This window comes from Pontibacter chitinilyticus, from assembly GCF_039748935.1.
Lineage (GTDB): Bacteria > Bacteroidota > Bacteroidia > Cytophagales > Hymenobacteraceae > Pontibacter > Pontibacter chitinilyticus.
On record NZ_JBDIZJ010000001.1, the window covers coordinates 719943 to 746868 of the forward strand.

Here is a 26926-nt window from a genome sequence, read left to right on the forward strand (position 1 = left end):
AACGATGCTAAACAAATTAGTCAGCCGCCGGAATAGCTCTTTGGATTAGCTATAAAGTGCCGGAAAGAGATAAAGAAGGTATAAGTTTGTTGCTGCGGTGCCGGAAAGCCACGCCAAAGTATAAAATGGACACACAGGTGCTTCAACCGGAAATTAAGTATGGAATGCTGCACGAAAGCAATAGGAGTGGGTTAACGACTGCCTTCAGATGTGGAGCCTAAAGAGATGTTATGTTCTTTCTGCTCTTTTTTGTCTTCGATTTTAACTAGAATGGTAGTGGCAAAATAGTTGCTGCCGCCATCGCGTACCACCTGCCAGCCCAGCTTTTGCAGGTCTTCTTTGATGTAGCGGTTCAGAAAACCATGAGCGACAAGAATTACTTTCGGCTTTTCTTCTGTGGCTTTTGCCAGCAGTACCGCTGCTTTGCGGGCCCTTTTGCGGGCGGCGGCAAAGCTCTCTATCCCATGGCTATCGATACCCAGCATCCATTTAATGCGTGCACTGGTAGTCCAGAGTTTGATCGGCATTCGTAGTTTCAGGTAATGCCGGCCAACGTTAGTTTCAAACTCCCTGAAGTCTGGCGAAACAGTCATCTGCGCAGAGTCGCCGAAAAGGTACTTTGCAGTAGCTTGGGCTCGGTTAATAGAACTGGTGAATATGGCTACCTGGTCCGGGGCCTTGATGTGAAAGAAAGGTTTATCAGGTACTATGATCCCAACACTGTCATAGTTCAGCAGGAATTTTCTGGCTTCTCTGTAAGAGAACTTGCCTGTTTTCACCAGGTCCGGCTCTCCATGGCGGACCAAAGCGATCTGGTGCAGCTGACTATAATCCGGAACAAGCTTATCTTCTGGCTGAATAAAGCGTGTTGCCTTGGCGACCGGAACACCATTCGCCTTAACATAAGCCGCTTTTGCATTCAATGCTTTATACTTGCGGATGATGTTTTCAATCGTCTGGTTGAGTCGTTTCTTCTTCTTTTGTGCCTGGGCTGGTATAACAGCCAGCAGCCCCAAAAAAAGCGATAGCAGCAACAGTATTCTCATAGTTTTTTTCCAGTCAGTGCAGCATGGCAGTCCTGCTGCTTTTAGGTAAATTGTATTCATATTGATTGCACCTTGCATCTAATTCATACTTGTTAAAAGTTTTATAAAGCTGATAAGCAATGTTATACGGAGTATGATATCATGAAAAGGTTCTTGTAAGTATAAACGGCAGTTTTGATGCGTGGGTTAGCAAAAAAGCGGCTGTACATGCTTTAGCATGTACAGCCGCTTTCCTGAAAAACAGCGAAGGATCGGATCCTACTTCGATGGCTTTTTAGCAGCAATTACCAGATTTCTGGTAAATAGCTGCCCTTTGCGGTAAGCTTTTTTTTCGAGCTTCAGCTGCTTCTTTTCTGTTTTGGTCAGGGGCTTGAACATTAGCTTGTCCATATCTGGCTTGCCGCCATCTACCCAGCAGGTGTACCAAAAATTAGCAACTTCCTGCGCCGCAGCATTCAGGCGCTGTTCCACCATAGGGCCGAGCTTTTCCTGGTAAGCTGTAGCGAAGGCGTCAGAATAATACTGGCGCATTTTGCCATTGCGTTCTACGCGGTCATACTTGGTCTGATCTGTAAAGTTCTTACTGGCTTCGCGCTCCAGTTCCAGTGTTTGGGGCGTAAGGGCAAAAGAGGAACGCACCACTTTCCATATCTCTTTTTCTACATCCGGCAGGTAGTGTGCTTTGGCGGCATGCAGCTTATAATTCTGGGCAAATTGCTCAGGCACTTTAGACTCCCACAGCCCATGAAGGCCAGGCTGTCCTGTCATTTGGCCATCGTAGTTCTCCGTGGTGTGCAGCGGCACATGCGCATCTGCTATGTAGTGGCCAAGATCAGCGGAGTAGTATAAGATGCTGTCTACATTCTGCTGCCGGAAGGCATTGGTTAGGCGCTCCTTCATTTCCACAACATACCAGGGCACAATGCCATACTTCTTTAGCGTATCAGCACTATAGCGGGCGGCAGCGGCTTGCCAGGCTTCCGGCATGGTCGTCACCGCATCAGCACCATACACATCAATGTCAATGTAGTGGCGTGGTGCTTCTGTCGGATCATCGTTGCGTCGCTCATCGGGTCGTGTAGATTTGGAAACGATATAGTCCTGGTGTTTGAAATAGAAGCCCTGCAACGGCTTCGGCAAATTATAGATAGCCAGCTGGTGCACAAGTTTGTGTCCGAAAAAGCCCCAGCCATAAGAGAGAGCACTGCAGGCCAATAAAATGGCTGCAACAAGCGATAGTTTTTTCATGAAAAGTGAAAGTGTTGAATCGGGTGCAAAAATAGGTAAATCTGCAGCAGTAGCAAGCAAAAGCCGTGCTGGAAACCCGCAGGCGTTTTTACCATCAAAGTATAGTACCTTGCTGTACTATCAGGTATAATTATAATGTTGTTACGGAATGTATAGTATGGCTTTATGCTATTGGTTATATGCAGATAACATTACTTGTTATAAAGAATTGCATGAAGCTGAAGCTCTATTTGGAAGCCATGTAATCCACCAGGCTAACTTTATACCTGCGCCCCTTGATCTTGCCGCTGCTGAGTTGTTCGGCTATCTGCTTTGCCTGTGCTTGGGGCACAGCTACAAAACAGTTGCGGTCCAGCACTTCTATTTTACCGATCTGATCGGCTTTTAAACCTGCTTCAGCAATGAGCGCTCCCACAATGTCGCGCGGACTGATCTTATCTTTGCGGCCCCCGGCAATGTATAGCGTGGCAAAAGCAGAGGCTGGTGCCGGAGCGGTTGTAGCCATCTTTACCAGCGCACCAGCCTGCAGCCATTCATCCATGTATACCTGTTGCCACTCGTGCAGCTTTTGCTCATCGCGTGGGGAAACCAAGGTATACACAGTGCCACTTTTGCCGGCCCGGCCCGTACGGCCGCTACGGTGCAGGTAGGCGGCCATATCATCCGGCAGCTCATAATGCACGATATGCCGGAGTTTGTCAATGTCCAGGCCCCGGGCAGCCAAGTCGGTTGCAATTAACACAGGGATGGTGCCATTCCGGAAGAGCGTCATTGTTTTGTCGCGGTCCGGCTGCTCCATGCCGCCATGCAAGGCCTTGGCAGCCACTCTGTTTTCCTGCAGGAAGGCTGTTAAAGTATCGGCGGCAGCGCGGGTATTGCAGAACACAACGGTACCTGCCGAAGCTTTACTTTGTATCAGGTTCAGAACCGCCTGCGACCGTTGCGGGTGCTCCACCTTAATGCCGATCAGCTTTAGCTGGTCCGGAATGGCATTGGCGGTGGCTTTAACAAATACGGGGTCCTGAAGTGAATTGGCGATCAACTCTTTAACTTTATCGGGCATGGTGGCTGAAAAAAGCACGGTCTGGCGCTTTCGCGGCAGCGCTTCCAGCACACGGTCAAGCTCTTCCTGGAAACCCATTTCCAGTAACTTATCTGCTTCATCCAAAACTATTTGAACCACATGGCTTAAATCAATGGTTCGGCGGGAGAGATGATCTGTGAGTCGGCCAGGCGTACCTACCAGCACCTGCGGTGGATGAGCCAAGGAAGCCCGCTCCTGCGAAAAAGAGTGCCCGCCATAGAAAGCGCTTATCTTTAGCTGGGGCAGCTGCTTCGCCAGTTTTTTGAGTTCCTGACGCACCTGCACAGCCAACTCGCGGGTAGGCACAGTTACCAGCGCCTGCACCTGTTGTAGTTCCGGGTTAATGCCCTGTAGCAGGGGCAACCCGAAAGCAGCCGTTTTGCCGCTACCTGTTTCAGCCTGGCCTGCTACATCCCGCCCCTGCAGCAGCAACGGAATAGCTTCTTCCTGTATGGGCGTGGGTTGCGTGTAGTTTAGTTCCTGCAGGCTTCGCACAAGGGCAGGGTGCAGGTGCAGATCGTGGAAAGTCGTCATGTAAAGAAGTATAAAAGGCAAAGATACCGAATTCGGCTGTAAGTTCGGGTTAAGCTTTCGCTTGCACGGCAATGCACGAACACAAGAACACTTCCTTTCGACTGAATCAAGTGCTCGCGCTGAAAGGCAAGTGTATCATTCCGGAATCTTAGCCTCAAGTGTAAAAGGTATTCTCCTCTCTGTCGCTCTACACCATTTTGTTGAAGGACTACTAGCAGAGCACAATGCTTTGCAAGTAGAACAATTATACTTTAAAGAGTAAAAGTAAGGGAAGCAGTTGCCGTTAGCTATACTTGATTATTGAAGGCAAATCATACTTTGTTTAACACCAGCGGCACTTGTAGAGGTTGAGGCCGTGGCACCGCTTTCAATCCAAATGGAACGCGCAGGAAGTTGATCGGCATGATCACATAGCGCACCAGCACAAAACAGAGAATAAAGGTGCTCAGGGAGATGAAGCCAAACTTGACGCCGACAACCAGCGGCAGGTTGCGCATGTAATATCCCAGTGCTACAATGATGGGCTGGTGCAGGATATAGAAGGGGTATACCATTTCGTTGGCAAGCGGCAGGTATCTTGATCTGATTTTGAGGTGCTGCAGCGCAAAGCCAAGTATAGCCAGCAGCCAGAACCAGCGGTTGCAGGATTTTAGTATAAAGTAAAGGTTCAACTTAGATCCCGTCGCTTCGTTGTCTTTCAGCCAATAAAGGGTGTACAGCACTGTAACAGTAACCAGCGCAGCAACCAAGCTATACCAGCGTACGCGGCGGATGCGCTCCTGCAGCACCGGGAATTTCATCAGCAGAAAACCGATCAGGAACATGCTGGTATACATAAAGTGATTGGCCCAGTCGTGGATTAGGTCGTTGGTGCCGGGGAAACGTGCATTTAGCAGCACTGCCCCAAAGCTGAACCACAACGCCGGAAGTACGAGCAGCATCCAACCTTTCACTTTTTGTAAGCCTATACTGGTGCGGCGCAGATAAGTGAGAAGTGGCAGAAACAGCAGGCTATAGACCAAAATATAAGCCAGGTACCAGAGGTGGTGCCAACTGAAGTTGCCTTTGGGGTATGGTTCGAAATCAAATACAGAAGGTAGAAAATTGAAGTAGCTGCCAGTAAAGCCCTGCGTTAGTCGCTCAAAGTATACCTGCGGCGGCACAACCAATAGCATCCCAACGATAAGCGGCACAAAGATTCGCTTCAGGCGCTCCAGTGCAAAGGTGCCGGCGCTGCGGTAGCCCAGCGCAAAGTATACGCCTACCCCCGAGATGATGAAGATGAGTGACATGCGCCACTGGCTCAGAAAGAGCATCGGAAGCTCCATCGTCGGGCTAAGTATACTGTTCTTCACGTGCCAGTTCCAGCGCACGAAAAACATGCCGGTGTGAAAGAAGATGAGGAGCGAGAAAGCCAGCACCCGCAGCCAGTCGAACTCGTAACGTCTGATTTTTTCCTGATTTTTCATATGGATGTTGTGGTGCTGCAAACATCAGTATGAAAAGCCATAGTTTGGGTATTTGCCTGTAGGGCGGGCGTGCTGGCTTATAGGGAAGCACGCATTTGGCTGTTGTTTTTCCGAAACTCTCCTGGCGTCTGGCCAGTCTGCTTTTTAAAAGCTGCACTAAATGCAGATTTGGAGAGATAACCCGTTTGCTCGGCCACTTCTTCTATTTTCAGATGCTGCTGCGCGGGGTCGGCAAGTATGGCCCGGGCTTCCTGGATCCGCAGTTCCGCCAGGTACTCAAAGAAGCTTTTGCCCAGGCACTCGTTCAGGCTCTGCGAAAGGTAGTGCGGGGATGTGTGTAGCTGTTTGGCCAGGGAGGGGAGCGAGGCCGAAGGCTGGGCATAAAACTTTGCATTTTCTGCCATTTTCAGCTTCCGGAGCAGGTCCTGCTTGGCTTCGGCATTTAAAGCTGATTTCTCATACTTTGCCGGCACCACGGGCTGAAAAAAAGCAGAGGCTGTGAGCACTTTGTAGGAGATGAAGAACAGCTGCATCGTCAGGAACATGGCCATGAAGTGGTCGCCCAAATCACTTTTATAGTATAGCTTGATGAACAACAACAGCGCCAGCGAACAGGCATAAAAGTACAGCAGCAGCTTTGCCCAGGAGTAGAAGTAATTGTTTACCTGCTGTGCATTGCGCTGTTGCAGCACAATGGTATACGTTGCCAGAATATAGATGCTAATGTGCACGATCGTCAGGAAGTTGACGTGCTCGGCCAGGTGCAGCAGGTCTGGCGGAAAAGGGTACGCGACAGCCAATTGCGCCGCATCCGGAAAGTAGGCGTTCAGGTAGGCGTTATACTTTACCGCTTCCGGCTGCAGCATAAACTGCAGGTGGTAAATAGCATACAGCCCTAAAGGTATGAAATGCAGCCACAGTTTTGGTTTCCAGTTTTTACCGCAAAGGCTGCGCACCAGCAGGAACGTCAGCGGCCCGATAGCAAAGTTCAGAGCTTCGGAAAAATCGACAAGCGCCAAGGTGCGGAACATCAGCCCGGAGTAGCACAGGAAGATCTCCAGCACCACGCAGGCAAACGTAAAGCAGAGAGCAGCCAGCAGTAGATGATGGAACGGCTGGCGATGTGGTCTGCGCGCTAAAAGTAGCAGCGACAGGAAGAACCCCTGCGCAACGCCTATCAGCAGTAATGCGGCGTATAGATCGAACCGTAAAAAGCCTTTGTCCATGACAAGGCTAATATAAGCAAGTATAAAGACAAAAGATAGTACCTTGCTGCGGTAAAAATAAACAAAAGCTGACTGCTGCTTTTGCGCATAAACGGCCGGGCTTTGCAATGCCCGCAGTATCAAAAAAGGCCTGCCATTTGGCAGGCCTTTTCAGCAAAAGTGCAACTTATTAGTGGCGCGGACCGCCCCAGTTACCACGTCGTCCATTTTCCTCCTCATCGGGCGCCTGTCCGGCATAGTTGCGGATGTTGTAGGTGAACGTAAGCATAAAAAAGCGCTGCAGCACACTGGACTGCACATCTTCCACATACGAATCGGTAATGTTGCGGTCAATACTGACGTTTTGCTTTAGCAGGTCGTTCACGCTCAGGCTTACCTCGCCACGCTCGTTCTTAAACAGTTTCTTACCCACACTCATATTCCAGAGCAGGTAGCTGTTATCTACCCCGGCCGATAATCCAGAATTATACTGGTGTTCCAGTTCCGTGCGGTATACCAGTCCTTTCCACATGATCCAGTTCAGGCGCAGGTTAGAGTTCTGGGTGTAATAGTTATTATTAGTGTTCTGCGAGTTCGACAGTGTATTTTGTATGATATTATAATTGCCCCGGGTAGAAATATTGAAATCCACGTTCTCGCTGATGTTGCTGCTCAGGTTCACGCCAAGACCGAAGTTGCTGTTGTTGGCATAGTTTACCTGGTTGTTGATCATACCTGGTGTTCTGGAAAAGCCTACAGAGCCATTGAAATTAATATTAGAGCTGATGAAGTTAATCGGTTGCCCATAGTTGAAGAAGGATCGCACATTCCAGTAGCCATTCATGTTGACAGGACGATAGAGCCGGGCACCACTGCGCAAAGTATAGCCTTGTATAAATTCAGCCGGCACAAATGCATCAGTATAAACGCTGTTGGCCACATAATTCTGTGTCATGGTGCCGAACACGCCGAGGAAGAACACCTTATTTGTCTCGGCATTAAAGTTTCTGTAGCGCATAAACAGCCTGTGCTGGTAATCCTGGTCCAGGTTGGCATTGCCGATGCTCAGCTGCAGCGGGTTAGAGACGTCCAGCACTTCCTGCAGCTCGTCAGCCGAGGGCACGTTAGTGCCCGTGCGGTAATGAATGTTAAGGCTGCGCGATTCCGTAAATTTATACTCTACTTCGGCGGAAGGCAGCACATCGTTAAAGCTGCGCTTTAGGTCCAGGTTCTCCGGATATACGTTGTGGCTCTGCAAGGTGGCATACTGGTAGCGGGCGTTAAGTTGCACACGGGCTTTATCGGTTCGGTACTGGTAGCTTGGCCCAATGCTTTGGGAGAGATAGTCGCTGTTAAAGGTGTTGCTTAGCGGCACGTTCAGCTGGGTATACGCCAGGGAGCTTTCATCGTAATCGTAGGCACGTTTGTCGGCATCGTTGCTTTGGTTGCCAATGCTATAGTTGAGCAGCACCAAAGCATTTTCACCGGCTTTTTCAGACATAGACGCGTCAGCAGACCAGCCGAAGTTTTTGGCATACCTGTCGATGTACTGATTGCGGCTGGCATTTTTTTCGGGGTCCTGCAGGTCGTTTGTTGTTTCCAGTTCATAGCGGTCGCTGTTGCTGTTGTAGTAGCTGGTATTAAAATTCGCTGTGAACACCCGGCCCGGTTTGGAAAAACGGTGTGAGAACAGGATGTTGTTGTTAAAGTTAAACGACGTGTTGTCTGTGTTGGTGCTATTGTTGGAGCGCGCCAGCGTATCACCGGTATTGTTCAGCGTAAGTGCAAAACGATCAACATACGACTTGTTATGCTGCAACTCCATGGAAGGCGTTATCAGCAACCGGTTATTTTCATTGATGTTATACTGCAAACGGAACCTCAGGCGGTGACTATCTTCCGTGTTGTGATTGTAGCTGTTTTCAGTATACACATCGGCATCTTCAGGGCCATTTTGCTGCGAGGTATAGTCTCTGAACCGGTATTGGTTGTTAGCGATGCCCCGGTTAGTATAATTATAGTTGCTGCTGATGTCTATTTTTTTAGCCAACACATCGTTGTAGTTAGCGCCCAAAGTAGTGGTGGTGATGATGCCGTTTGGTGTTTGGCGCCCCCAGCCGCCTCTGCGCCCGCGCATACTGCCACCAGGTGTTTCACCGATTGAGAAATCCAGCATGTTGATGTTATTCGTCAGGCCTGTGAGCGTAATTTTGCGGTCGTTGTTAAAGATGTTGAGCGCTGCGCCCACCATATACCGGTCATCGGTACCATAGCCGGCAGAGACTTTGCCTCTCTGGCCTTGGCGACGGTCTTTTCGGGTCACAAAGTTCAGGGTCTTGGCTTTTTCGCCTGTCTCAAACCCACTGAAAGCGGCCTGGTCACTTTGCCGGTCATATACCTGCACGTTATCAATGGCATCGGCCGGCAGGTTGCGGAGCGCCGCGTTCACATCATCTCCCCCAAAACGCTTTCCATCAACCAGGATCTGTTTTACGTCTTCGCCTTGCGCCTGAATGGTTCCATTTTGTATTGTCACCCCGGGCATCTTCGTCACCAGGTCTTCCGCGCTGGCATCTTTTGTTGTTTTAAAAGCCTTGGCATTAAACTGGGTTGTATCACCTTTCTGTTCCCCCAGCGGTGCCAGGCCCACGATCTGTACTTCTTTGATGGCAGTTGTTTCATCCTGCAGAGACAGAACGCCCAGGTCTATAGAACTGTTTTGCACCTGTATGTTTCTGGAGAATGGTTTAAAGCCCAGGTATTTTACCTCTAGTGTATACTGTCCCGGCGTTACATTATCAAAACGGAATTTACCCTGTGCATCTGTCATCTGCCCCACAGTGGCAGTACCCGCCTTGGTGAGTAATACATTGGCGCCCGGTAATGCGCTTTGATCACTGGCATTCTGAACAGTTCCGGTGATGGCTATTTGCTGGGCGAATGCCTGCGTACCTAATGTCAGTAGCAGAAAGAGGAGTAATATTTTTTGCATGAGAGTAGCTAATTATGCTGATTAACTACGTTTGGACACAGAACATACAGGATGGTTTAATGCGCCCCTGAAACTTTGCCGCAATTTACCTATATGTAGCCTTGGCAACGAAGTGCTCCGCATAGCTTTAAAAGGAAGCTTCTCCGCTTTATTGTAGAATGCCATAGGTCGTGCTTCACAAAGCTGTGCTGGTACTCAATGGGTTCGCTGTCACTGGGCTTTTTAGTGGTAAATTCAGTTCGCCTATAGGTTACTTTCTGCCTGCTACAAGTATAAAGAGACATACATCCGAAATTATTGCTTGATATTTGTCGGGCCAATGCAACCATTTGTATACTTCGGAGTCTTCTGCAAGGGAGGGTTCCCTTCTGTCACAGATCAATCTTACTTACTTCCTTGAAATCGAATAGTGTCATACGTTTTATGAAACAGCGCCTGCTGCAGCCTGTCCTCAACTTGCTAAAGCAAGGTATGACACCGCATAAACTCGCCGTAACCGTAGCGTTGGGTACAGTGGTAGGCACTGTGCCGGCAATTGGTATCACCACCATGATGGGAACGGCACTGGCTGCCAGGTTCCGGCTGAACATTGCTGCAACAGTGCTGGTTAGCTACTTGGTGCAGCCCTTGCAACTCCTGCTGGCACTTCCTTTTATCCGGGCAGGAATTGCTTTGTTTGGGTTAGAAGAGTTGCGCCTGTCGCTGCACGAGATCACAGCTATGTTTAAAGAAGATTGGCTGAACGCGTTGCACAAGCTGTGGCTTGCTAACCTGGCGGGTGTGTCGGCATGGGCATTGATGGCTATACCGGGTGGTATCGTTTTATACTTGCTCATGCTGCCTATCTTCAAGTTGGTGCTTCCCAAAAAAGAGGCAGCCGCTACAGTATCTTAATAAAACAAAAAGCAGCCGCTATAATAGCGGCTGCTTTCTTTTTAAATCTAAAAGTACCTAAGCGTTTAGGTTGTTTCCAGTATCTGGAACAGTTCGTCAAGCTTCGGCGTCAGGATGATCTCGGTACGGCGATTTTTCTGGCGCGCCTCTTTTGTTTTGCTATCATCCAGCGGTACGTATTTGGAGCGGCCGGATGGGGTTACACGGGTAGGATCTACCCCAGCGTTGGTGAGAATACGCGTGATCTCTGTGGCTCGAAGTACACTTAAGTCCCAGTTGTCCTGCATGCCCGGAGTTCCTTTGGCAATCGGCACATCATCAGTATGGCCTTCTACCAATACGTTCACATCCTTCTGCTCTTTCAGCACCGCGGCCAGCTTTCTCAAAGCATCTACGCCCTTGGGATCTACTTTAGTGGAACCGGAATTGAACAGCAGCTGCTCAGCCAGCGATACATATACTTTGCCGTTGCGCACGTCAATAGTCAGGTCTTTGTCATTAAAGCCGAGCAAGGCATCGCTCACATGCTTGCGCAGGTTAGCTACTGCTTTCTCTTTTTCATCCAGTACACGCTGCAACTCGGTCAGGCGCTGCTCGCGGGCTTTCAGGTCGGCATTCAGGCGGTCTATCTGCGACTTGCTCATGTTCAGGCTCTCGCCCAGGCTCTTACCTTCTTTTAAGGCCTTGGCCAGGTTTTCCTGGTATTCATTTTTCTGTTGCTCCAGCTCGGCTCGTTCCTGCTCCAATTGTGCTTTGGCATCTTCGAGCGATGCCTTTTGCTGCTCGAGGGTGGCTTTCTGCTGCTCCAGATCAGCTTTATCTACTTCCAGGGTGTTTTTGCGCGACAGCAGATCGTCGTATTTTTTCTTGGATACCACGCACGACGAGAGTGCCATACTTCCTGCCAGCAGGTATACAGAGGCTCGGAGTAAATTCTTCTTCATAAATATACTTTGGCTAAAGGTGTACTAGGTTGATGAACAAATATAGCAAAATATGATTTATAGCAGCTGCCAGGGAGCGATTTTATACTTATACCTGCCAACAATTGCCCGGACCAGCTGCCGGCTGCCGAGCGGAGCAGGAGGGAAGCGGATCCCGCAATTGCCTACACCTATCGGAAATCAGGCACAAAAAATCCCTGCCTTTGCCAGATCGCAAAAGCAGGGATTTTTCTCTGGTATGTCTTTATTAATTGCTTTTAGCGCTCGCGCCGGTTGTTGCCGGAGCGGCAGGCACAGTCGACTTGAAGAAGCCTTGTGGGTCCGGCATCTTGGTCAGCAGTTCTGCAATATACTCGTAATCGATCAGCGCCAGGTTCAGGCTACGGCTTTTGTGCAGGTAGTTCCAGGCATCCGCATACTCCTTCTCATAGTACTTGGCTTTCGACTCAGAATAAAGCGCATAGGCATTGCTGGAGTCAGAGCTGATGGATTTGGACAGGTATTCCTGCGCTTTTTTCAGCGTCTTTTTCTTTTCTTTCTGCTTGTATGCCTCCAGGTAAGAGGCGCCCAGGTCAGAAAGCAGCAGCGAGTTGTTCGGGTCGTACTGCAGGGCTTTTTCGTAGAGGGTAATAGCCTCCTCCGGCTGTCCTTTACGGGCTGTTACCAGGCCAAAGGCCCAATAAGTATCTTTGTTATCCGGGTTCAGCAGCCAGGCCAGGTTAAAGCGGTACATGGCTGTGTCCACCTGTCCTTCGTTGAAGTACTCCCAGCCACGCTCCATAAAAAATTTACTGGCTTCCTGGCGGTTCGTAAAGCTCTTGTCGCAGCTCGACAGAAATTTCTCATCCTGGCGTTGCTGTTTTTCTGTTTTAGGCTGTTTGCCAAACATCGGCAGCACCGTTGGGCTGGCAGGTGCCTGCTGCGGGGCGGGTTGCTCCTGTGCAAAGCCAAGCGTGGTGGCAAACACAAAAGCAAGGGTGGCTACTAGTACTCTTTTCATTTTAAAGTTGGATTGGTTTTTTCCGCGTACAATCGAGCTGCGGGTTGCTAAAAATAAGTTTAACCGGTTTAAATAGCAAGTTTATTGCACATTAGCCCCGGTATAGATGCCCTGTGGGTCCTGCTGCTTCTCCAGCAAAGCTGAAATAAAGCTTTGGTCTTCCAGATCCTTGTTCTCCTGCAGGCTTTCATGCAGGTATTCCCATGCTTTGCTGTAATCTTTCAGGTAGTAATTGTTGATGGCCAGTTTGTAATAGATGTCTGCCTTATCGGGCGTTAGAGTGAGTGCCTGCTCCAGCAACTTTTTACTTTGCTGCAGGTCATCAGGGTTGCTGGTATCATAAAAGCGGCCAAGGTGGCTGGTAGCGATATCAGTGAGCAGCTGCGGGTCGTTCGGAGCAGCTTCTAAGGCGTGGTAAAGTATAAACAGGGCTTTATCGTATTGCTTTTGCTGCCCATACACACGGCCGTACCCCTGATAAACATCGCTGTTGGTGCTGTCCATGAGCCAGGCTTGGCCAAAAAGTATAGCCGCCGAATCAGATTTCTGCTCGTTAAAAGCGCGCTTTGCCTGCTCTATAAAATACGCTGACGCCAGCTTCTTCGATTTAAACCGCTTAGTACTGGCTTCCAAAAACGCTTGTTGTGCAGCTTTTTGTTCCGGTGATTCGGGGTGCATCACGGGCACCACGTCCGCTAAAGTTAAGGTTGGTGCTTCTGTGGCCTGCGCGCTGTCGAGCATGTTCTCCGACGTATTGCAGGCCGTCATGCCTATAGTTAAAGCAGCTGCCGCTGCGATCCATTTCTGCATTTCGATATTTTAGGTACAGCTGCTATAACGCTCCCAAGTATAAAATAGTGCATCTGCTATAAATGGAAGGGACCTGAGTAGGCTACATTCCGGTTCTTCCAGCTTTACTAAAAACTAATTCACGACATTTGGCGTTTTTATAAAGACAGATTTCGTATGTTTGATAAAAGTAACGCATATGGCAGAAGCATTAAGTATAAACCTCAGTTATAACCAGATCGATGACCGGGATGTGTTTATGCTCATCAGCTCGGTGCGCGAAGGGGTAAAGTATGCCTTGTTCCAGAGTATAGCGGATAAAAGCTCCTTTAGCACCAGCGAGTGGTCAAATTACCTGCATTTATCGGAACGCACGTTTCAGCGCTACAAAAAGGAGAAGCGCACCTTCGAACCGCTGCACTCCGAGAAGATACTGGAGATCACTTTAGTCTATAACAAAGGCATGGAGGTATTTGGCGATAAAGCCAACTTTGATGCCTGGCTACAGGCGAAGAATGTGGCATTAGGCGGCATCAAACCCAAAGAACTGCTGGACAGTACTTTTGGTATAGGGCTGCTCCGCGACGAACTGACGCGCATAGAACACGGGGTGTTGGCATGATCGTTTATCGCCTCAGCAGGGGCAAGTTCCGCAATGACTTGTCAGGGAAAGGGGCGGAGCTGGCAGGTGGGCGCTGGAACAGCAAAGGCGTAGCCCTGCTTTATACCAGCGAATCCATTGCCCTGTGCACTGTAGAAATTGCTGTGCACATGCCCCTCGGCATCATTCCGGCCGATTATTACCTGATTCGTATTTCGTTTCCGGACGACACAAGTATAAAAGAACTCGCCCCGGAAATGCTGCCGGCAGACTGGCAGTCGTTTCCGCACGCCAACTCCACCCAGGACATTGGCGATGCCTTTGTTTTCGAAAATGAATACCTCGTTTTTAAAGTGCCTTCCGCCTCAGTACAAGGCACCTACAACTACCTACTTAACCCCCGCCATCACGATTTCCAAAAAGTAAATATACTCGATGCTGTTCCATTTGAGTTCGACAAGCGGCTGTTTGTGAAGGAGTAGGCTTTTGATCGCGCCCAGCTAAAGATTTACGCAAGGCGCGCTAAACAACAGCGCCGCCCAAGTATAAACTTAGGCGGCGCTGCTCCTATAAACGCTTTAGCTGTTATTTCACATCATACACGTTGTTCGACTTATCGCTGTCGGGCACATAAGTGCTGCCTAAGGCAAGGCGCTTCACTGATTTTTCGGGCTTAAAGCTTAACAGCGTGGTTTTGTTGCCCTGCTCCCAAACCGATACATCTTTGTGAATCTTCTGCGTGGTGTTATCAGCATAGGTGATCGTTAAATCTACCGGTACGGGTTTGGAGCCTACAGATGTGACAGTTACCTGGTACTGCCCGCCCTGCTGACTTACGTTGCTTATTGCCAGATCCGGATAGCCGTCGTCGAAGAACCAGCGCTGCCAGAACCAGTTGAGGTTGCGGCCCGCGCCCTGGTTCATCGAGAAGAAGAAGTCGTAGGGCATCGGGTGCTTGCCATGCCAGTTGTTGATGTAGTTGTGCAGCGCTTTGGTAAACAGCTCGTCGCCCAGCATGTCGCGCACATATAAGTAGCCGAGGCCAGGTTTCGGGTAGGAGTTGAGGTAAAAAGCAGAACCGGATTGCTGTGTCGTCAGGGTAGTAACCGGCACATCGGCATCACCGCCTGCCATCATACTATAAGGCTTAACGCCATACTCATCGGTTAAAGACGGGTCGATGATGGGGGAGATGATCCACTCGCCGATGGTAGCCCAGCCTTCGTCCATCCAGCCATACTTGGTCTCGTTCACGCCCATGTAAAAAGGAAACATGCTGTGGAAGATTTCATGGTCTGTCAGTTCGATGCTGGCTTCACGGTCCTCCAGCGGGTTGTCGTTCACCATCATCGGGTATTCCATCTGATCAAGGCCGTCGAATATGGTTTCGTGTGGGAACGGGAAAGGCCATTTCGGGAAAGTATAGCTCATGGCTTCTACCGTTTTGCGGGCAAAGTTGATCACTTCAAAGAAGTCTTTGTGCACCGGGTTAAAGGCAGCGTCAACACGGGTGCGGCGTTTCGTCTTAGGATCAACCACCAAACTGGTAGACTTCCACATGTAGTGATCGCTGGTGGCGAATACAAAATCAGTTACATCTTTGGCTTCAAACTTCCAGGTGTTGCTGGCGTTGTCAGTCGTAATGTCCTGTTGCTTCAGGTCTGTGCTGTCAATGATGGTGATGATGGCATCCTTTTTTTCGGCTTGCTCCAGACGCTTTACATATTTCTTGTTCAGCACCTGTGAGGCATTTTGCAAGTTGCCTGTAGCCCAAACCACGTAATTTTTCGGCACTGTGATCTCTGCATTGAAATTGCAGAAATCGTTGTAGAACTCGGCGCTTCCTAAGTATGGATAACGGTTCCAGCCATCCACATCATCGTAAACGGCAATGCGCGGGAAAAAGTAAGCCACAAAGTCAGAGCCTTGGTCTACCTGGCCGGTGCGGTTGTGGGAGCCGGCATTCAGCACATAAGCGTAGGTGATGGTGAAATGTGCTTTTTGCTTTGGAGCCAGCGGAGTAATGCGCACCGACATGTTGGTGGCATCAATGTGCAACTGCTGCATGTCATAGGGCTGATTGTTTATGCTGAATTTCTCGATCTGCACACCTTCGCCCACATCCGCCGGGTCAATGCTGTTATCACGTGGAGCTCCTTTCTGGTAGTAGTTGGGGTAAAGTTTAAACAGCACCTGCTTCAGGGTATCAGGGCTGTTGTTGCTGTAATCAATATCAACCGTGCCGGCCAGCTTACGGGTAGCAGGATCCAAGTTGACCTTTATAGTATAGTCGGCAGAATTCTGCCAGTAGTTTTTGCCCGGCGTGCCGTCTTTGGAGCGGGTGTCCTTCTGATAGGTTTGCTCAATGGTGCGTGGTATGGGCAACGTTTGCTGCGCATAGCTGTTCATACCAATAGCCAGCAGGGCAGCCGTAAGTATCGTTTTGGAGTTGATCATGAAAGATGAAGTTTAACTGAATGTCGTACAGGCAGAAATGCAAATAAGATGCCTGCTTCTTTACCGCTAGTACACTACAATGCCGGAAAGATAAGGCAAAGCTGCCATAAATCGTAAAAACCTTTGCGGTGCAGCCACTCTCCTCCGAAACGTTAATTTACCTTTATAGGTCATATACTTTGTCCATCTCCGCAACAGTCACAGGCCAGTGATACTTCTCTTCAATCTTCTTTTTCAACTCCTGTGCAGGCGCTTCTTCACCGTGGTTCAGAAAAATATTCTTTGGGGCTTGTTGCAGGTTGCCCAGCCACCACAACAGGTCGTTCTGGTCAGCGTGTGCCGAAAGAGAGCCGATCTGCTGGATACCGGCCCGTACGTCGTAGTCTTTATCGTCAATGTTGATAGAGGGAGCGCCGCTAGCGAGTTGATTGCCGCGGGTGCCTTTGGCCTGGTAGCCGACCAGCAGGATGGTGTTTTTCTCATCACTCACCATCTTTTTCAGGTAATAAAGCACACGACCACCAGTGGCCATGCCGCTGCCGGCAATAATGATTTTGTTCCTCGGGCCATCTTCATCCAGCACATGCAAGGTATCTTCAAAGCTTTTGATGATGTGCACATTCTCTGTTAAGCTGTTGCATTCTTCCTCCGTGAGGTTGTGCCAGGCACGGTGCTTCTGAAACAACTCTGTGACATCGATCCCCATGGGCGAGTCGAGGTAGATGGGAAGGGTCGGAATGCTTTTTTCGCGCATCAGGTTATTGAGCAGCATAATGATTTCCTGGGCGCGCTCCACGGCAAAGCTGGGGATGATTAAAGAACCTCCTTTCTCGAAGGTTTGGTTCACCACGTCCTGTAAGGCCTGGTAAGGCGAAACAGAAGTGTCGTGCAGTTTATCGCCATACGTAGATTCCATCACAATGTAGTCGGCCGCGTCTGGACGGGTGGGGGAATCCAGGATAAGCGGGGCCCGCTGCCCGATGTCGCCGGAGAAAACCAGCCGCTCATTCTGGCACTCCAGCTCGATACTGGCAGAGCCCAGTATATGCCCGCTCTTGATGAACCGGAACTTCAGAGTGCCTTCCAGTTCCTGCCATTTCTTTTCCGGAACAGTTTCGAACAGGGCCATGGTGCGGCGTACGTGTTTGGTGCGGTACAGCGGTTTGATGGGGTTCTTGCCGGCACTTTTGCGTTTTTCATTCAGCTCCCGCGCATCTTCTTCCTGTATATGGGCACTGTCGTTAAGTATAATCTCGGTAATATCTTTAGAGGGAGCAGTGGCATAGATTGGGCCCGAAAAGCCCTGCTTCACCAGCACCGGCAGGTAGCCGCTGTGGTCCAGGTGCCCGTGCGTCAGAATCACGGCCGTCAACTCGGAAGGGTTGAATGGGAGCTTCTTTTTCTTGTTGAGTTTGCGTTCGGATTTATCGCCCTGAAAAAGGCCACAGTCAATCAGAAAGAGTTTATCATTTACTTTTAGTAATGATTTGGAGCCTGTTACAATGCCTGCAGCACCTAAAAACTGCAGTTGAAGCGGCGTATGCGGATGTGCCATTTTGTAGTGTTAGCGTGTAAGAAATAGGTTAACGGTGCTGGTTTGGGTGCGGTGGTAATACGCAGATGCAAAAAAGCCGCCCGATGAGCGAGCGGCTTTTGGAAGATCTTTTCTGGGAAATTTACTTGTTTCGGCCGGGCAGATAAACCTGCAAGCCCACACCAACAGACAAGCCGGATTCTCCGGAGCCTACATCAATATCGGCGTGTGTACGGGTCCAGCGCAAGACGCCCTCCAAGGCTACGTTTTGGGCTATAAAGTGTGCGTAACCAGCGCCTAAACCAAACACGGAAGAAAATACTGCATCCTCGTCGCTGTCTTTCGTGGAGCTACCTGCCAAACCTACACGCGCCTCGCCAAACCAGCGGTGTGTGGGTGCTGCTCCCTCAGGGAAATAATAGCGTGCCAGCGGGGTGATGCCGTAGCGGAAGTTAGCACCGCCATCGTAGGCTGTGAAGCCAAGCTGTACCTCTGCACCAAGAGCGGCATTATCGCTGACGAAATAAGCCGCGTCCGGTGCTAGATCCAAACTAAATTGATCTGTTTTAAAATTAAAGCCGATGTTGCCGATATTAGCCCCAACAATCCAGTTGCCTTTTTGTATTGCATCAGATGCTGTGGCAGCAGTAGTTTGCGGTCTTGGTAAATCACTAAGGTCTTGTGCCGAAGCACTGAAAGTTAAACCCGCCAGTAAAGCGGAAAGTAAAATCAAGCGTTTCATAGTTTTGGTGTTTGATGTAAAATTGCACTAATTTAATTTAGCGTTATTTTAGATAACGCGAATAAAGTGCCTTTGTTTAGAAATTATGGCAAATTGTTCCTGTAATACCCTGTAGGCTGCCGATATGAATTGGACTGTTACGTGTCTGTTTTGAGGTACGGTGAGCGCCCGTAAGTAGTACAAAAGGCGTGATGTGCAGGAGCATATACAAGGCGACACATACTTATGCAGGAGCGATGCGTAGAACAAAACACATCAAAAATTAACCGCCTCACCAAGGTGAGCTTTAACTATGAGTAATAAAAAACTGATCGAACAAAACGCAAAGAAGAGAAAACAAACATCAGAATTCGGGCACATGGCCGGCGCTATCGGCCGCGGAATTGTAGCAGGTTTAGCTGGTACCGCAGCCATGACAATCGCGCAGCTGATCGAGATGCGCATAACAGGCCGCAAAGGGAGCGATACGCCTTATAAAGCAGCAAGTAAAGTGTTGGGCTTTGAAGCGAAAAGTGATGCAGATAAGGAAAAGCTGTCGAATCTCATTCATTGGACCTATGGTGCCAGTTGGGGCATTCCGCGGGGGCTGCTGGCTGAGTTCGGGGCAAACGGCGCGGCGGGCACTGGCGCGCACTTTGCAGCTGTCTGGGGAACAGAAGTAGTGATGTTGCCCTCTCTGGGTGTAGCAGAGCCGATAACAACATGGGGCGCCAAAGCCATTGCGCAGGATGTGCTATTTCACGGCATTTATGCGCTAGCCACTGGTCTGGTAGCCGATGCACTGACCAGCCATTCATCTGTCAAGAAAAAGAAAAGAAAATAGCAGAAGCATTTCTTTCGGTATCTGTCAAGTATCAGGCAGCCAGATAAACCGCTATTCAAAAGTAGAACCGCGTGGTAGTATTTTACTGCAAAGTGCCTTTCTATCCCGTTAGCGTGAGTGATAGTCTTTGATGATGCCATCGCAGATCCAGTTCGCCAATGCCTGGCGGTTGTTCGCAATTACGAAACGACGCTGGTCCAGGTCGTTGCGGATATTACCCAGCTCAATAAACACGGTAGGCGGGGTGCTATACTTAACCACATACAGGCTGCTGCGCTGCGATACATTGCCGAAATACTCACGGTTTGGCTGGTACCGCTTATACTTGGAGGTAAAGGTATGGTGGATACTTTTGGCTAGTTTCTCACCTTCTGGGCTGTTTTCATGGTGATAAAAAAACACGTCGATGTTCTGGCTTTTGCTGCGGCTGTCAACATGGATGGCCAGCATGCGCTGGTAAGCACTGCGATGCCTGCTGTAGATCTTGTTCACGGCATTGGTGCGTTGCCGGAGACGTTTGGTCTGGTTACAGGGGAGCCGCTCACCAAAGTAACTTTCTTCGTCGGTGTCCATGGCCAGGATGCTCTGGTCCCGAATACCATCATTGGCATCCTGAATGATCATGTATACGGTAGCGCCATGCTCCATCAGCACATGAGCCAGCCGGATGGTTACATCGTAGGCATACTCGTCCTCAGCCAACTGATAAGGCCCATACTTGCCCACAGCCCCCGGATCGGGACCACCATGGCCGGCAAGCAGATAATACACGGCGCCTTTTAGTTTCTGATCTTTGAGGTTGATGCGGGCGTATGTTTTACCAAACAAAGCGGCATTGCTGAGCGATGTCGCTTCAGCGGGTGCGGTGGCAATGGGAGCAGCGGTGGTGGTTTTAGAAAAGGGCAATAGGTATGTTCTGCCGGCATACAGGCTGTTCGCTTCGCCTAATTTGTCTTTGTTGAGCTCCAGGAAATCGCTCAGATAGGAGGCATCCAGGCCGTGGCGTCGCAGCAGGGTATACACCCCATCTCCCTTTTTAGCAACAGCTTCTGAATAGGAGCTCTGGCCATAAGCCAGATGGCAGGAGAGGGCAAGAAAAAGAAGGAAGCAAAACGTTCTTAATAAGGCAGCGTTCATCAGCACAAAACATCATTTGGTGCCATTTTACAAAAATTATCTCTGGCATGAAAGCCAGCCATACACCGCACATATAACAGGGAGCTCCCGACAGTAGTGGCACGGCTTGTATAACTCCTGCTAAATCAATAAATTGTATTGGAATTCAACCAAATCGCTCTGAATGAAAAAGCTTGAAAACAAAGTTGTGTTTATTACCGGCGGCAACTCCGGTGTTGGAAAGGCCTGTGCCCTGGAAGCAGCACGAGAAGGTGCCAAAGTAGTAGTAGCCGATCTTGGCAGCACGGCACATGAGCAAACAATACAGGAGCTGAAAAGCCTGGGTGCCGAAGCGTATTTTGTACCGGTTGATGTATCGGATGCCCAAAGCGTAAAAGCGGCTGTAGCCAGTACGGTACAGCAATTCGGCCGCTTGGATATTGCCCTGAACAATGCCGGCATTGCGGCTGCATATTCAGGCATACATGATATGGAGGAGAAAGTATGGGAGAAGATCATCAGTGTGAACCTGACCGGACAATTTTACTGTGTCAAGTATGAGTTACAGCAGTTCCTGAAGCAGGGCGGCGGCGTGATCGTTAATATGTCGTCGCTGGCCGGACTAGTGGCAGAGCCCGGTCTGGCACCCTACACGGCAGCCAAGCACGGCTTGCTGGGGCTCACCAAAAACATAGCGGTGCAGTATGCCGATAAGAACATCCGGGCCAACGCCATTTGCCCCTACTATATCGATACGCCCCTGCTGAGCGCCATACCGGACCAGATACGACAAAAATGGGTGACCGGCACGCCGGCTAAACGCCTGGGCAGTGCAGCAGAAGTTGCCAAAGCATTCCTTTTCTTTGCTTCCGATGACTCGACCTACTGCAATGGCACGCACCTGGCGGTAGATGGAGGCGCATTAGCTTGATATGTCGCGTTTGCGCTAGCTTTAAATTGCCGCATTAGGTTCAATAGAATAGTTACAAAAAAAGGCGCCTCCATAATTATGGAAGCGCCTTTTTTTGTAGCAGAAATATACTAATAGTTTTCCAATACCTTGATCAGCGTGCCTTTCTCTACCTGATCGGTAAGTTGCATGCCATTTAAAATAGCCAGCTCCTCCATCCGTTTTTCCGGCACATTATACTTTTGAAAAGCATTGCCAAGCGTAGTTGTCTGCGCAATGGTTTTGATGTCGATGCGTTCAGGTTTTCTGTTTAATTTATCAGGATCGCTCAGCACACTGAAGTTCTGCATGGTGTTGCTAAACATCGGGAAATAATTCGTAAAATTTTCGGCAGCACTGATGCCTATCATGCTATAGATGTTATCGCCATATTTGATCAGGTAGATGAGCGTGCGGATAGCTTGTTGCTGCTGCTGTTGTTGCTGTTGAGCTTGTTGTTGCGGCTGCTGGTCAGCGATGATTGCGAGGGCAGGCAAACCGTTAACCGTAACACTTTTTGATTCTACAGGCTGCAACTGGTATTGCTGCAGGAGCTGTTTGGCGGCCGCTTCCAGGGTTTCGCCGGGTGCCAGCGAGAGCGACATCATTGCTTTCCCGTCTTTGGGCGCCATTTGGAATTGTTGCGGGGAGTTCATGTAAGCCCAACCGTTCGGAATCGGAAATTTGAATTTGAGTTCCGGGTGATAGAAAACAAAGTTCTCTACAAAGCCTTGTCTCGGGTCTTCGCCATATACCAGGCCATCGATCAGCCGCAGGTATTCAGCACGGTCTACTTTGGCGTGCGTTAATTTCAGTTTCTTTTTCCAGTCGAAGGCCAGCTTATTCACAGCCTCATACCTGTCTTCGGGGTTCGGGTGTGTAGATAAGAAATCAGGAATTTCCTCAGCGCCGCTTTGCTTTGACTGGCGTGAAAGCGTCAGGAAGAAGTCTGCCATTTCTTCGGCGTCATAACCTATTTTAGACGAATACTCAACCCCTAACTTATCAGCTTGCCGCTCATCATCGCGGCCAAACTTCAGAAACAATAATCCTAAGCCTTGTGAGGCCGCATCACCCAACTGGGATGCTACATTAGGCGCCAACACCATACCCGCGAGGAGCCCCACCTGCGCCAGCGTTGATTTGGTTTGCTGCTGCACAGAATGCCGCGCGGCTATGTGTCCGATCTCATGGCCCAATACACCGGCAAACTGCGCTTCGTTATTGAAATACGCCATAATACCGCGCGTAAAGTATACGTAACCCCCCGGAACAGCAAAGGCGTTCACCACGGGAGAATCCACAATTCTAAAATGATATTCAAGATTGCTGCGGTGCGAGATGGCAGCCATTGCCTGTCCTTTTTGCTGTATAAAGTTTTGCAGTTTAGGTGCATCATACAAGCCAAACTGTGCTATAACCGCCGGATCTGATTGCTGGCCCATCGCTATTTCCTGCTCCTCAGACATGAGTACCAGGTTTCTTTTGCCCGTGACCGGATTGGTGGCACAGGAGTTAAACAGGAGCAGTATAGAAGCTGTAAAGCAAGTAATATATGTCTTTTTCATAGTAGAGCTGTTTGTGTGACCTAAATACCTTCCTTACAAAGTGCAACGAAAGTCTATTGTGTACAACGGCGAAGGAAAGTTTGTAGTTGCAGAACAGCGGACAGCATCTAGCCTTTGTACTTTTAGAGTACAAAGGCTAGATGTGAATGAAAAAATGTGTAGGGCTTGTGTTAGTGCCTACAGGTTCTGCAGAGAGGCTGGCAAACCGGGCGCTCCCGGATATTGCTATACTTACCTCTGTTCTCTGTAGATTTTAGCTTGGCCTTTTAGCAGGCTGGCAGCGTTTTACTGCAGGCGGTAACTTACCAACTCCTGGCGGCGGAACAGGTTATCAGAATCGGCATAGTACAAATCAGAGCGCACTATTCCCTTCTCTGGCGCTACATAGTTCTTCTCCTTTACTGTGAAAGCCAGCTTACCGTCACGCGTATATTGCTTTTCGATAGCATATTCGTAGCAGGTGAAATTGCCGGCGATGTTTGCTACCGGTGCAGCCTGGCTGGTTCTGGTCGTTAGCACCCACAGTAGAAAATCAGTATACCTATAGGAATAGCCAATGCCGCCATACGTGGCATTCGGGTACAGGATAACTGGCTCATGGCCTGCTCTGTTGTAATAAACGTACCCTTGATCGCTATTCTGCACAAGGGTATTGTCGTTTAGCAGGTACCAGGTGCTGCCGTTGATGAGGGTATCACGGAGTACAGACCGAGTAAACCGATAGGTGCTGAGCACCTGTCCTTGTCCGTCATAATCCGAGACCTCGTACAACCACTGGTTGCCAACCTGCAACGGAATGATGCGCTCTATGGGAGCTACTTCGGTTTCAGGGTCTTGGCAGGAAAAGAGCAGGGGCTGCAGCAGGAGGCAGGCAAGTACCAGCAAAGGTCTGTTCATAGGGCGGTGCTTTAGGTGGCTTTTTAGAGGAGAGCCACAAAGGACCTAAAAGGTTGCATTCCCCGGGCTTCATAACGAGCAGTAAATACCCTATAGCTTCTATCCTTAGCCAATAACTTTAGCGGGCGCAGATGCCTCTGTACGGGCAGTACTGGCATACATCCAGATCGTTTGTTTTGCGGATCGGTTCAGCAGGGTCCAGCATGCGCTGCACGAAACGGGTGAGCAGTTCTTCCGAAGCAGTTAAGAAGTCTTTCGGCGTAGTTTCATCCGCTTCCAGAAAGTTAAACTCCGACGACAGCACCCCCGCATCCAGGTTGCGGAACGACAGAATGCCAGACCTGGGCGTTATACTTTGTACAGACACATGGCTGGCGTTTTTAAGTATAAGCTCCGGTTGCTCCTGCAGGCTGCGTTGCAGAATATACTGGTACAGCCATAGCTGGCGGGCCTTATCATTCTTGCTATCGGTGGTGAAATGCAGTGCTACTTCTTCCGATTTTACCACCAGTTGGTTACGCTCCACTTTGCCGGTTTTGTAGTCGATCACGCGCAGCTCATGCCCAGTCAGGTCAATGCGGTCGGCTTTGCCGGCGATGCGCACCTGAATTTCTTCGTCGCCCACCTGTACAGGTAGGATGGCTGCCAGGGTATCCTCCAGGCGCAGCACGTACAGCGGCAATTCATCCGATGCTTTGAGGGTGGTTAAGTACTTCTCCAGCACCTGCACGGCCACTTTATACAACAGGTAATTCATGCCGCGTTCGGGTGAGGCACCCCGCGTCGTTTTCTTAAATTCTGCTTTTACCTGTTCAGGTAGTTCCTGCAGCATCTTGTCTACATCGGCCACCCGGATAGGAGCGCCGCTTTGCTCAAAGGGACGGAAGAAGTCCTCCAGTACCTGGTGCACCAGCGTGCCAAACTTATCAGTGCCAAGCTGCTCTTCCACTTCGTCCATTTCCTGAATCTTGGCTATGCGGCTGAAATAATATTGCAACGAGCAGTTGATATACATGTTCAGGTGCGAAGGGTACAAGCCTTTCTGCAGCTCTTTTTTGAGCTGTTCTAGCGTTTGCGCATCTTTTTCGATCAGGAGATCTTCGTCATACTTTCTGGTTTCCTGCTGCTCTACGGCGGCTGTCAGATCACGGAAACGGATGTTTGTGTTACGGAGCGCCAAATCGTTTTGCAGCTGCAGTATAAAACGGCTTTTCTCGCCGGAGCCATAGGTATCGGAGGGCAGCACATACAGCAGGTTGATGCGCTTGGCGCGTTGCAGCAAGCGGTAAAAGTTATAGGCCATCGCCCCCTCGCTTTCGGCATAGGTAGGCAGCCCGAACTCCCGCAGTACGTCATACGGCATCAGCGATTCGTGGCGTTTGGGAGCCGGCAAGGTGTTCTCGTTCACCGACAGGATGATCACATTCTCAAAGTCCAGGGCGCGCGTCTCCAGCATACCCATGATCTGCACCTCCGAGATGGGTTCGCCGCTGAAGGGCAGGCGGGTAGAGCCGATCAGCTCATACAGGAACTTCCGGAAGCTACGTACGCCGATTTTGTGCTCGCGGCAGTCAAATATGGAATCCAGCCGCTTCACCAACGTATAAAAAATGTAGAGGTACTCCGTTTCGATAGCGTTAGGCTGGTGGCTGTATACTTCCCGCAGCATCTCGATCAGGTTATACATGGCCGTGATGATGTCGTCACAGTCGCGCCAGGTTTTAAAAAGCGTTTCAAAGAGTGGGTGCTGCTGCCCGAATTTGAGTAGATCCTGCGCTGATACCAGCACTCGGTTATCTGTCACAATCTTGTCAATCACCTGCTGGATAAAACCGTGGTATTTGGCCTGCTTCGGCTGGTCGTTCAGGTATAGCTCATACCTGCGGATAAAAGGGTGGGTGAGCAGCTTGGTGACGGACAGGTGGTGGTACTGGTATACTTTATAGCCACTTTCCTGCAGCTGCGTGACGCCGGTCAGGTGTACTTCAAACAACAGGTCGATGAGGTTGAACAGCGGCGTACCCTTGAAACTCAGGCCCATGGTCACGTTGTAGTTGGGCACCTCTTCCGGAATGGAATGGAGTACCGGCAGGAGCAGGGTTTCATCGGGCAGGATAATGGCTGTTTGCGCGTGTTTGTCCTGCTGCCTTATCTCCTGCAGCAGCTGGCCCGCCAGTTTGCCCTGCATACTTGCATTTGCGACGCCTATAACGGTGATATCTTTTTCGTCGGTGAGCAGCATATTCTGCTGCCAGCGCCACTCCGGCAGCTTCCAGGTGCTTTTATAGGTGCGCAGAAAAGTGCCGGCCCGGTTTGGCGTTCCTTCCTCCATGTAAAAGTCATCGCTATCGAATAGTACCTCTGCTTTGTCGTGCTTCAGCAACGCTTTAATGATGACTTCTTCGGATTTGGTGAGCGCATTTAGGCCAATGAAAATAAACTGCTGGCAATCAGAGGACTTGGCAATGCGGTGGATGTTCTCGGCCACCTTCCGGAAAGCCATACCCGTATACGCCTGCTTGTTTTTTAACAGGCGCTTTTGCAGCTGATGGTACGTCTTGTCGATGTTATCCCAGAGGCTGAAGTATTTCTTCATGGTGGGGGAGATCACCTTGCCCAGGAACTTCGGGTCCCAGCGCTCCAGCGCTTTCGCCTCCGACAGGTATTCAAATAGCTTCCGCACATCCACCATGTTCTGGTCCATGCGGCTGAAGTCGTCCAGCAGGGTACCGCCCCAGGTCACAAACTGGTCAAAGTCCAGCAGCGGGTCCTGCTCGCGCATGAGATCAAATAGCTCCAGTTGTAGATTGATCGGCTCCAACACATCCGTGTTGGCCAGGCGCGTGATAAAATCTTCCATGCCCGACACTTCCGGCGACCAGATCGGCTCGGTGGCCGCCTGTGCCAGCGCATTCTTGAAAAAGAAACTGGCGCGGCGGGAAGGCAGCACGATGCACAAGTCGCTGATGTTCTCTTTATACTTCTCGTAAACGTATTTGGCGGCAAGCTCCAGAAATGTCTGCACTAGTTGTTT

At 49.9% G+C, this 26926-nt stretch carries 21 protein-coding genes; 5 read left to right on the forward strand and 16 right to left on the reverse strand.

Features of this window, described 5'->3' with window-relative positions; all coding sequences use genetic code 11:
- Nucleotides 1-191 precede the first annotated feature (191 nt).
- The 6 genes from ABDW72_RS03110 to ABDW72_RS03135 all read right to left on the reverse strand — a co-directional run bounded on the left by ABDW72_RS03110 (nt 192) and on the right by ABDW72_RS03135 (nt 9578).
- The gene (locus ABDW72_RS03110) at nt 192-1046 is read right to left on the reverse strand and encodes a phosphoglycerate mutase family protein (RefSeq protein ID WP_347156995.1); all 855 of its coding nucleotides are present in this window, start codon (nt 1044-1046) and stop codon (nt 192-194) included.
- A 258-nt stretch (nt 1047-1304) separates the two neighbouring features.
- Complete coding sequence (locus tag ABDW72_RS03115; RefSeq protein ID WP_347156996.1) at nt 1305-2294, reverse strand: zinc dependent phospholipase C family protein; 990 nt, start codon at nt 2292-2294, stop codon at nt 1305-1307.
- A 226-nt stretch (nt 2295-2520) separates the two neighbouring features.
- Nucleotides 2521-3912, reverse strand: a complete 1392-nt coding sequence (locus ABDW72_RS03120; protein WP_347156997.1) for a DEAD/DEAH box helicase — start codon at nt 3910-3912, stop codon at nt 2521-2523.
- A gap of 311 nt (nt 3913-4223) precedes the next feature.
- A complete protein-coding gene (locus tag ABDW72_RS03125; protein ID WP_347156998.1) occupies nt 4224-5381 on the reverse strand; it encodes an acyltransferase family protein in 1158 nt (385 codons plus the stop codon).
- 77 nt (nt 5382-5458) lie between these two features.
- Nucleotides 5459-6607: a helix-turn-helix domain-containing protein gene (locus ABDW72_RS03130; protein WP_347156999.1), complete on the reverse strand. Its 1149-nt coding sequence runs from the start codon at nt 6605-6607 to the stop codon at nt 5459-5461.
- 169 nt (nt 6608-6776) lie between these two features.
- Nucleotides 6777-9578: a TonB-dependent receptor gene (locus ABDW72_RS03135; protein ID WP_347157000.1), complete on the reverse strand. Its 2802-nt coding sequence runs from the start codon at nt 9576-9578 to the stop codon at nt 6777-6779.
- Nucleotides 9579-10001: 423 nt separating this feature from the next.
- Between ABDW72_RS03135 and ABDW72_RS03140 the strand changes: the two genes are divergently transcribed.
- Nucleotides 10002-10472 carry a DUF2062 domain-containing protein gene (locus ABDW72_RS03140; protein ID WP_347157001.1) on the forward strand — a complete coding sequence of 157 codons (471 nt, stop codon included), beginning with the start codon at nt 10002-10004 and terminating at the stop codon, nt 10470-10472.
- Nucleotides 10473-10537: 65 nt separating this feature from the next.
- On the opposite strand, the gene ABDW72_RS03145 is transcribed toward ABDW72_RS03140, so the two are convergent.
- From ABDW72_RS03145 to ABDW72_RS03155, 3 genes are all read right to left on the reverse strand, one after another.
- Nucleotides 10538-11416 carry an OmpA/MotB family protein gene (locus tag ABDW72_RS03145; RefSeq protein ID WP_347157002.1) on the reverse strand — a complete coding sequence of 293 codons (879 nt, stop codon included), beginning with the start codon at nt 11414-11416 and terminating at the stop codon, nt 10538-10540.
- A 247-nt stretch (nt 11417-11663) separates the two neighbouring features.
- Nucleotides 11664-12416 carry a tetratricopeptide repeat protein gene (locus ABDW72_RS03150; protein ID WP_347157003.1) on the reverse strand — a complete coding sequence of 251 codons (753 nt, stop codon included), beginning with the start codon at nt 12414-12416 and terminating at the stop codon, nt 11664-11666.
- Nucleotides 12417-12497: 81 nt separating this feature from the next.
- Nucleotides 12498-13226: a tetratricopeptide repeat protein gene (locus ABDW72_RS03155; RefSeq protein ID WP_347157004.1), complete on the reverse strand. Its 729-nt coding sequence runs from the start codon at nt 13224-13226 to the stop codon at nt 12498-12500.
- A 178-nt stretch (nt 13227-13404) separates the two neighbouring features.
- Between ABDW72_RS03155 and parS the strand changes: the two genes are divergently transcribed.
- Both parS and ABDW72_RS03165 read left to right on the forward strand, forming a co-directional pair.
- Nucleotides 13405-13827: a type II RES/Xre toxin-antitoxin system antitoxin gene (gene parS, locus ABDW72_RS03160; protein ID WP_347157005.1), complete on the forward strand. Its 423-nt coding sequence runs from the start codon at nt 13405-13407 to the stop codon at nt 13825-13827.
- Nucleotides 13824-14288: an RES family NAD+ phosphorylase gene (locus tag ABDW72_RS03165; RefSeq protein ID WP_347157006.1), complete on the forward strand. Its 465-nt coding sequence runs from the start codon at nt 13824-13826 to the stop codon at nt 14286-14288. The genes parS and ABDW72_RS03165 overlap by 4 nt, the downstream gene beginning before the upstream one ends.
- A 103-nt stretch (nt 14289-14391) precedes the next feature.
- Here the strand turns inward: ABDW72_RS03165 and ABDW72_RS03170 are convergent, their stop codons facing one another.
- The 3 genes from ABDW72_RS03170 to ABDW72_RS03180 all read right to left on the reverse strand — a co-directional run bounded on the left by ABDW72_RS03170 (nt 14392) and on the right by ABDW72_RS03180 (nt 18539).
- Complete coding sequence (locus ABDW72_RS03170) at nt 14392-16263, reverse strand: M1 family metallopeptidase (RefSeq protein ID WP_347157007.1); 1872 nt, start codon at nt 16261-16263, stop codon at nt 14392-14394.
- Between the two features lie 163 nt (nt 16264-16426).
- Nucleotides 16427-17818, reverse strand: a complete 1392-nt coding sequence (locus ABDW72_RS03175; RefSeq protein WP_347157008.1) for an MBL fold metallo-hydrolase RNA specificity domain-containing protein — start codon at nt 17816-17818, stop codon at nt 16427-16429.
- A gap of 121 nt (nt 17819-17939) precedes the next feature.
- Nucleotides 17940-18539 carry a hypothetical protein gene (locus tag ABDW72_RS03180; protein ID WP_347157009.1) on the reverse strand — a complete coding sequence of 200 codons (600 nt, stop codon included), beginning with the start codon at nt 18537-18539 and terminating at the stop codon, nt 17940-17942.
- Between the two features lie 292 nt (nt 18540-18831).
- On the opposite strand from ABDW72_RS03180, the gene ABDW72_RS03185 reads away from it, so the two are divergent.
- Entirely contained in the window at nt 18832-19362 is a 531-nt protein-coding gene (locus tag ABDW72_RS03185) for a hypothetical protein (protein WP_347157010.1), read from the forward strand.
- Between the two features lie 108 nt (nt 19363-19470).
- Here ABDW72_RS03185 and ABDW72_RS03190 read toward each other — a convergent pair whose 3' ends face one another.
- Nucleotides 19471-20499 carry an N-acetylmuramoyl-L-alanine amidase family protein gene (locus ABDW72_RS03190; protein ID WP_347157011.1) on the reverse strand — a complete coding sequence of 343 codons (1029 nt, stop codon included), beginning with the start codon at nt 20497-20499 and terminating at the stop codon, nt 19471-19473.
- Nucleotides 20500-20662: 163 nt separating this feature from the next.
- On the opposite strand from ABDW72_RS03190, the gene ABDW72_RS03195 reads away from it, so the two are divergent.
- Nucleotides 20663-21409: an SDR family NAD(P)-dependent oxidoreductase gene (locus ABDW72_RS03195; RefSeq protein WP_347157012.1), complete on the forward strand. Its 747-nt coding sequence runs from the start codon at nt 20663-20665 to the stop codon at nt 21407-21409.
- Nucleotides 21410-21519: 110 nt separating this feature from the next.
- Here ABDW72_RS03195 and ABDW72_RS03200 read toward each other — a convergent pair whose 3' ends face one another.
- The 3 genes from ABDW72_RS03200 to ABDW72_RS03210 all read right to left on the reverse strand — a co-directional run bounded on the left by ABDW72_RS03200 (nt 21520) and on the right by ABDW72_RS03210 (nt 26917).
- Nucleotides 21520-22995: a M48 family metalloprotease gene (locus tag ABDW72_RS03200; protein ID WP_347157013.1), complete on the reverse strand. Its 1476-nt coding sequence runs from the start codon at nt 22993-22995 to the stop codon at nt 21520-21522.
- Nucleotides 22996-23280: 285 nt separating this feature from the next.
- Entirely contained in the window at nt 23281-23892 is a 612-nt protein-coding gene (locus ABDW72_RS03205; RefSeq protein ID WP_347157014.1) for a hypothetical protein, read from the reverse strand.
- Nucleotides 23893-24010: 118 nt separating this feature from the next.
- The gene (locus ABDW72_RS03210; RefSeq protein WP_347157015.1) at nt 24011-26917 is read right to left on the reverse strand and encodes a PD-(D/E)XK nuclease family protein; all 2907 of its coding nucleotides are present in this window, start codon (nt 26915-26917) and stop codon (nt 24011-24013) included.
- Nucleotides 26918-26926: the final 9 nt, after the last annotated feature.

What these genes read in the sequence shown, in the direction of transcription:
- ABDW72_RS03110 (WP_347156995.1), bottom strand. Translation starts at nt 1,046, where the DNA reads ATGAGAATACTGTTGCTGCTATCGCTTTTTTTGGGGCTGCTGGCTGTT.
- ABDW72_RS03115 (WP_347156996.1), bottom strand. Translation starts at nt 2,294, where the DNA reads ATGAAAAAACTATCGCTTGTTGCAGCCATTTTATTGGCCTGCAGTGCT.
- ABDW72_RS03120 (WP_347156997.1), bottom strand. Translation starts at nt 3,912, where the DNA reads ATGACGACTTTCCACGATCTGCACCTGCACCCTGCCCTTGTGCGAAGC.
- ABDW72_RS03125 (WP_347156998.1), bottom strand. Translation starts at nt 5,381, where the DNA reads ATGAAAAATCAGGAAAAAATCAGACGTTACGAGTTCGACTGGCTGCGG.
- ABDW72_RS03130 (WP_347156999.1), bottom strand. Translation starts at nt 6,607, where the DNA reads ATGGACAAAGGCTTTTTACGGTTCGATCTATACGCCGCATTACTGCTG.
- ABDW72_RS03135 (WP_347157000.1), bottom strand. Translation starts at nt 9,578, where the DNA reads ATGCAAAAAATATTACTCCTCTTTCTGCTACTGACATTAGGTACGCAG.
- ABDW72_RS03140 (WP_347157001.1), top strand. Translation starts at nt 10,002, where the DNA reads ATGAAACAGCGCCTGCTGCAGCCTGTCCTCAACTTGCTAAAGCAAGGT.
- ABDW72_RS03145 (WP_347157002.1), bottom strand. Translation starts at nt 11,416, where the DNA reads ATGAAGAAGAATTTACTCCGAGCCTCTGTATACCTGCTGGCAGGAAGT.
- ABDW72_RS03150 (WP_347157003.1), bottom strand. Translation starts at nt 12,416, where the DNA reads ATGAAAAGAGTACTAGTAGCCACCCTTGCTTTTGTGTTTGCCACCACG.
- ABDW72_RS03155 (WP_347157004.1), bottom strand. Translation starts at nt 13,226, where the DNA reads ATGCAGAAATGGATCGCAGCGGCAGCTGCTTTAACTATAGGCATGACG.
- parS (WP_347157005.1), top strand. Translation starts at nt 13,405, where the DNA reads ATGGCAGAAGCATTAAGTATAAACCTCAGTTATAACCAGATCGATGAC.
- ABDW72_RS03165 (WP_347157006.1), top strand. Translation starts at nt 13,824, where the DNA reads ATGATCGTTTATCGCCTCAGCAGGGGCAAGTTCCGCAATGACTTGTCA.
- ABDW72_RS03170 (WP_347157007.1), bottom strand. Translation starts at nt 16,263, where the DNA reads ATGATCAACTCCAAAACGATACTTACGGCTGCCCTGCTGGCTATTGGT.
- ABDW72_RS03175 (WP_347157008.1), bottom strand. Translation starts at nt 17,818, where the DNA reads ATGGCACATCCGCATACGCCGCTTCAACTGCAGTTTTTAGGTGCTGCA.
- ABDW72_RS03180 (WP_347157009.1), bottom strand. Translation starts at nt 18,539, where the DNA reads ATGAAACGCTTGATTTTACTTTCCGCTTTACTGGCGGGTTTAACTTTC.
- ABDW72_RS03185 (WP_347157010.1), top strand. Translation starts at nt 18,832, where the DNA reads ATGAGTAATAAAAAACTGATCGAACAAAACGCAAAGAAGAGAAAACAA.
- ABDW72_RS03190 (WP_347157011.1), bottom strand. Translation starts at nt 20,499, where the DNA reads ATGAACGCTGCCTTATTAAGAACGTTTTGCTTCCTTCTTTTTCTTGCC.
- ABDW72_RS03195 (WP_347157012.1), top strand. Translation starts at nt 20,663, where the DNA reads ATGAAAAAGCTTGAAAACAAAGTTGTGTTTATTACCGGCGGCAACTCC.
- ABDW72_RS03200 (WP_347157013.1), bottom strand. Translation starts at nt 22,995, where the DNA reads ATGAAAAAGACATATATTACTTGCTTTACAGCTTCTATACTGCTCCTG.
- ABDW72_RS03205 (WP_347157014.1), bottom strand. Translation starts at nt 23,892, where the DNA reads ATGAACAGACCTTTGCTGGTACTTGCCTGCCTCCTGCTGCAGCCCCTG.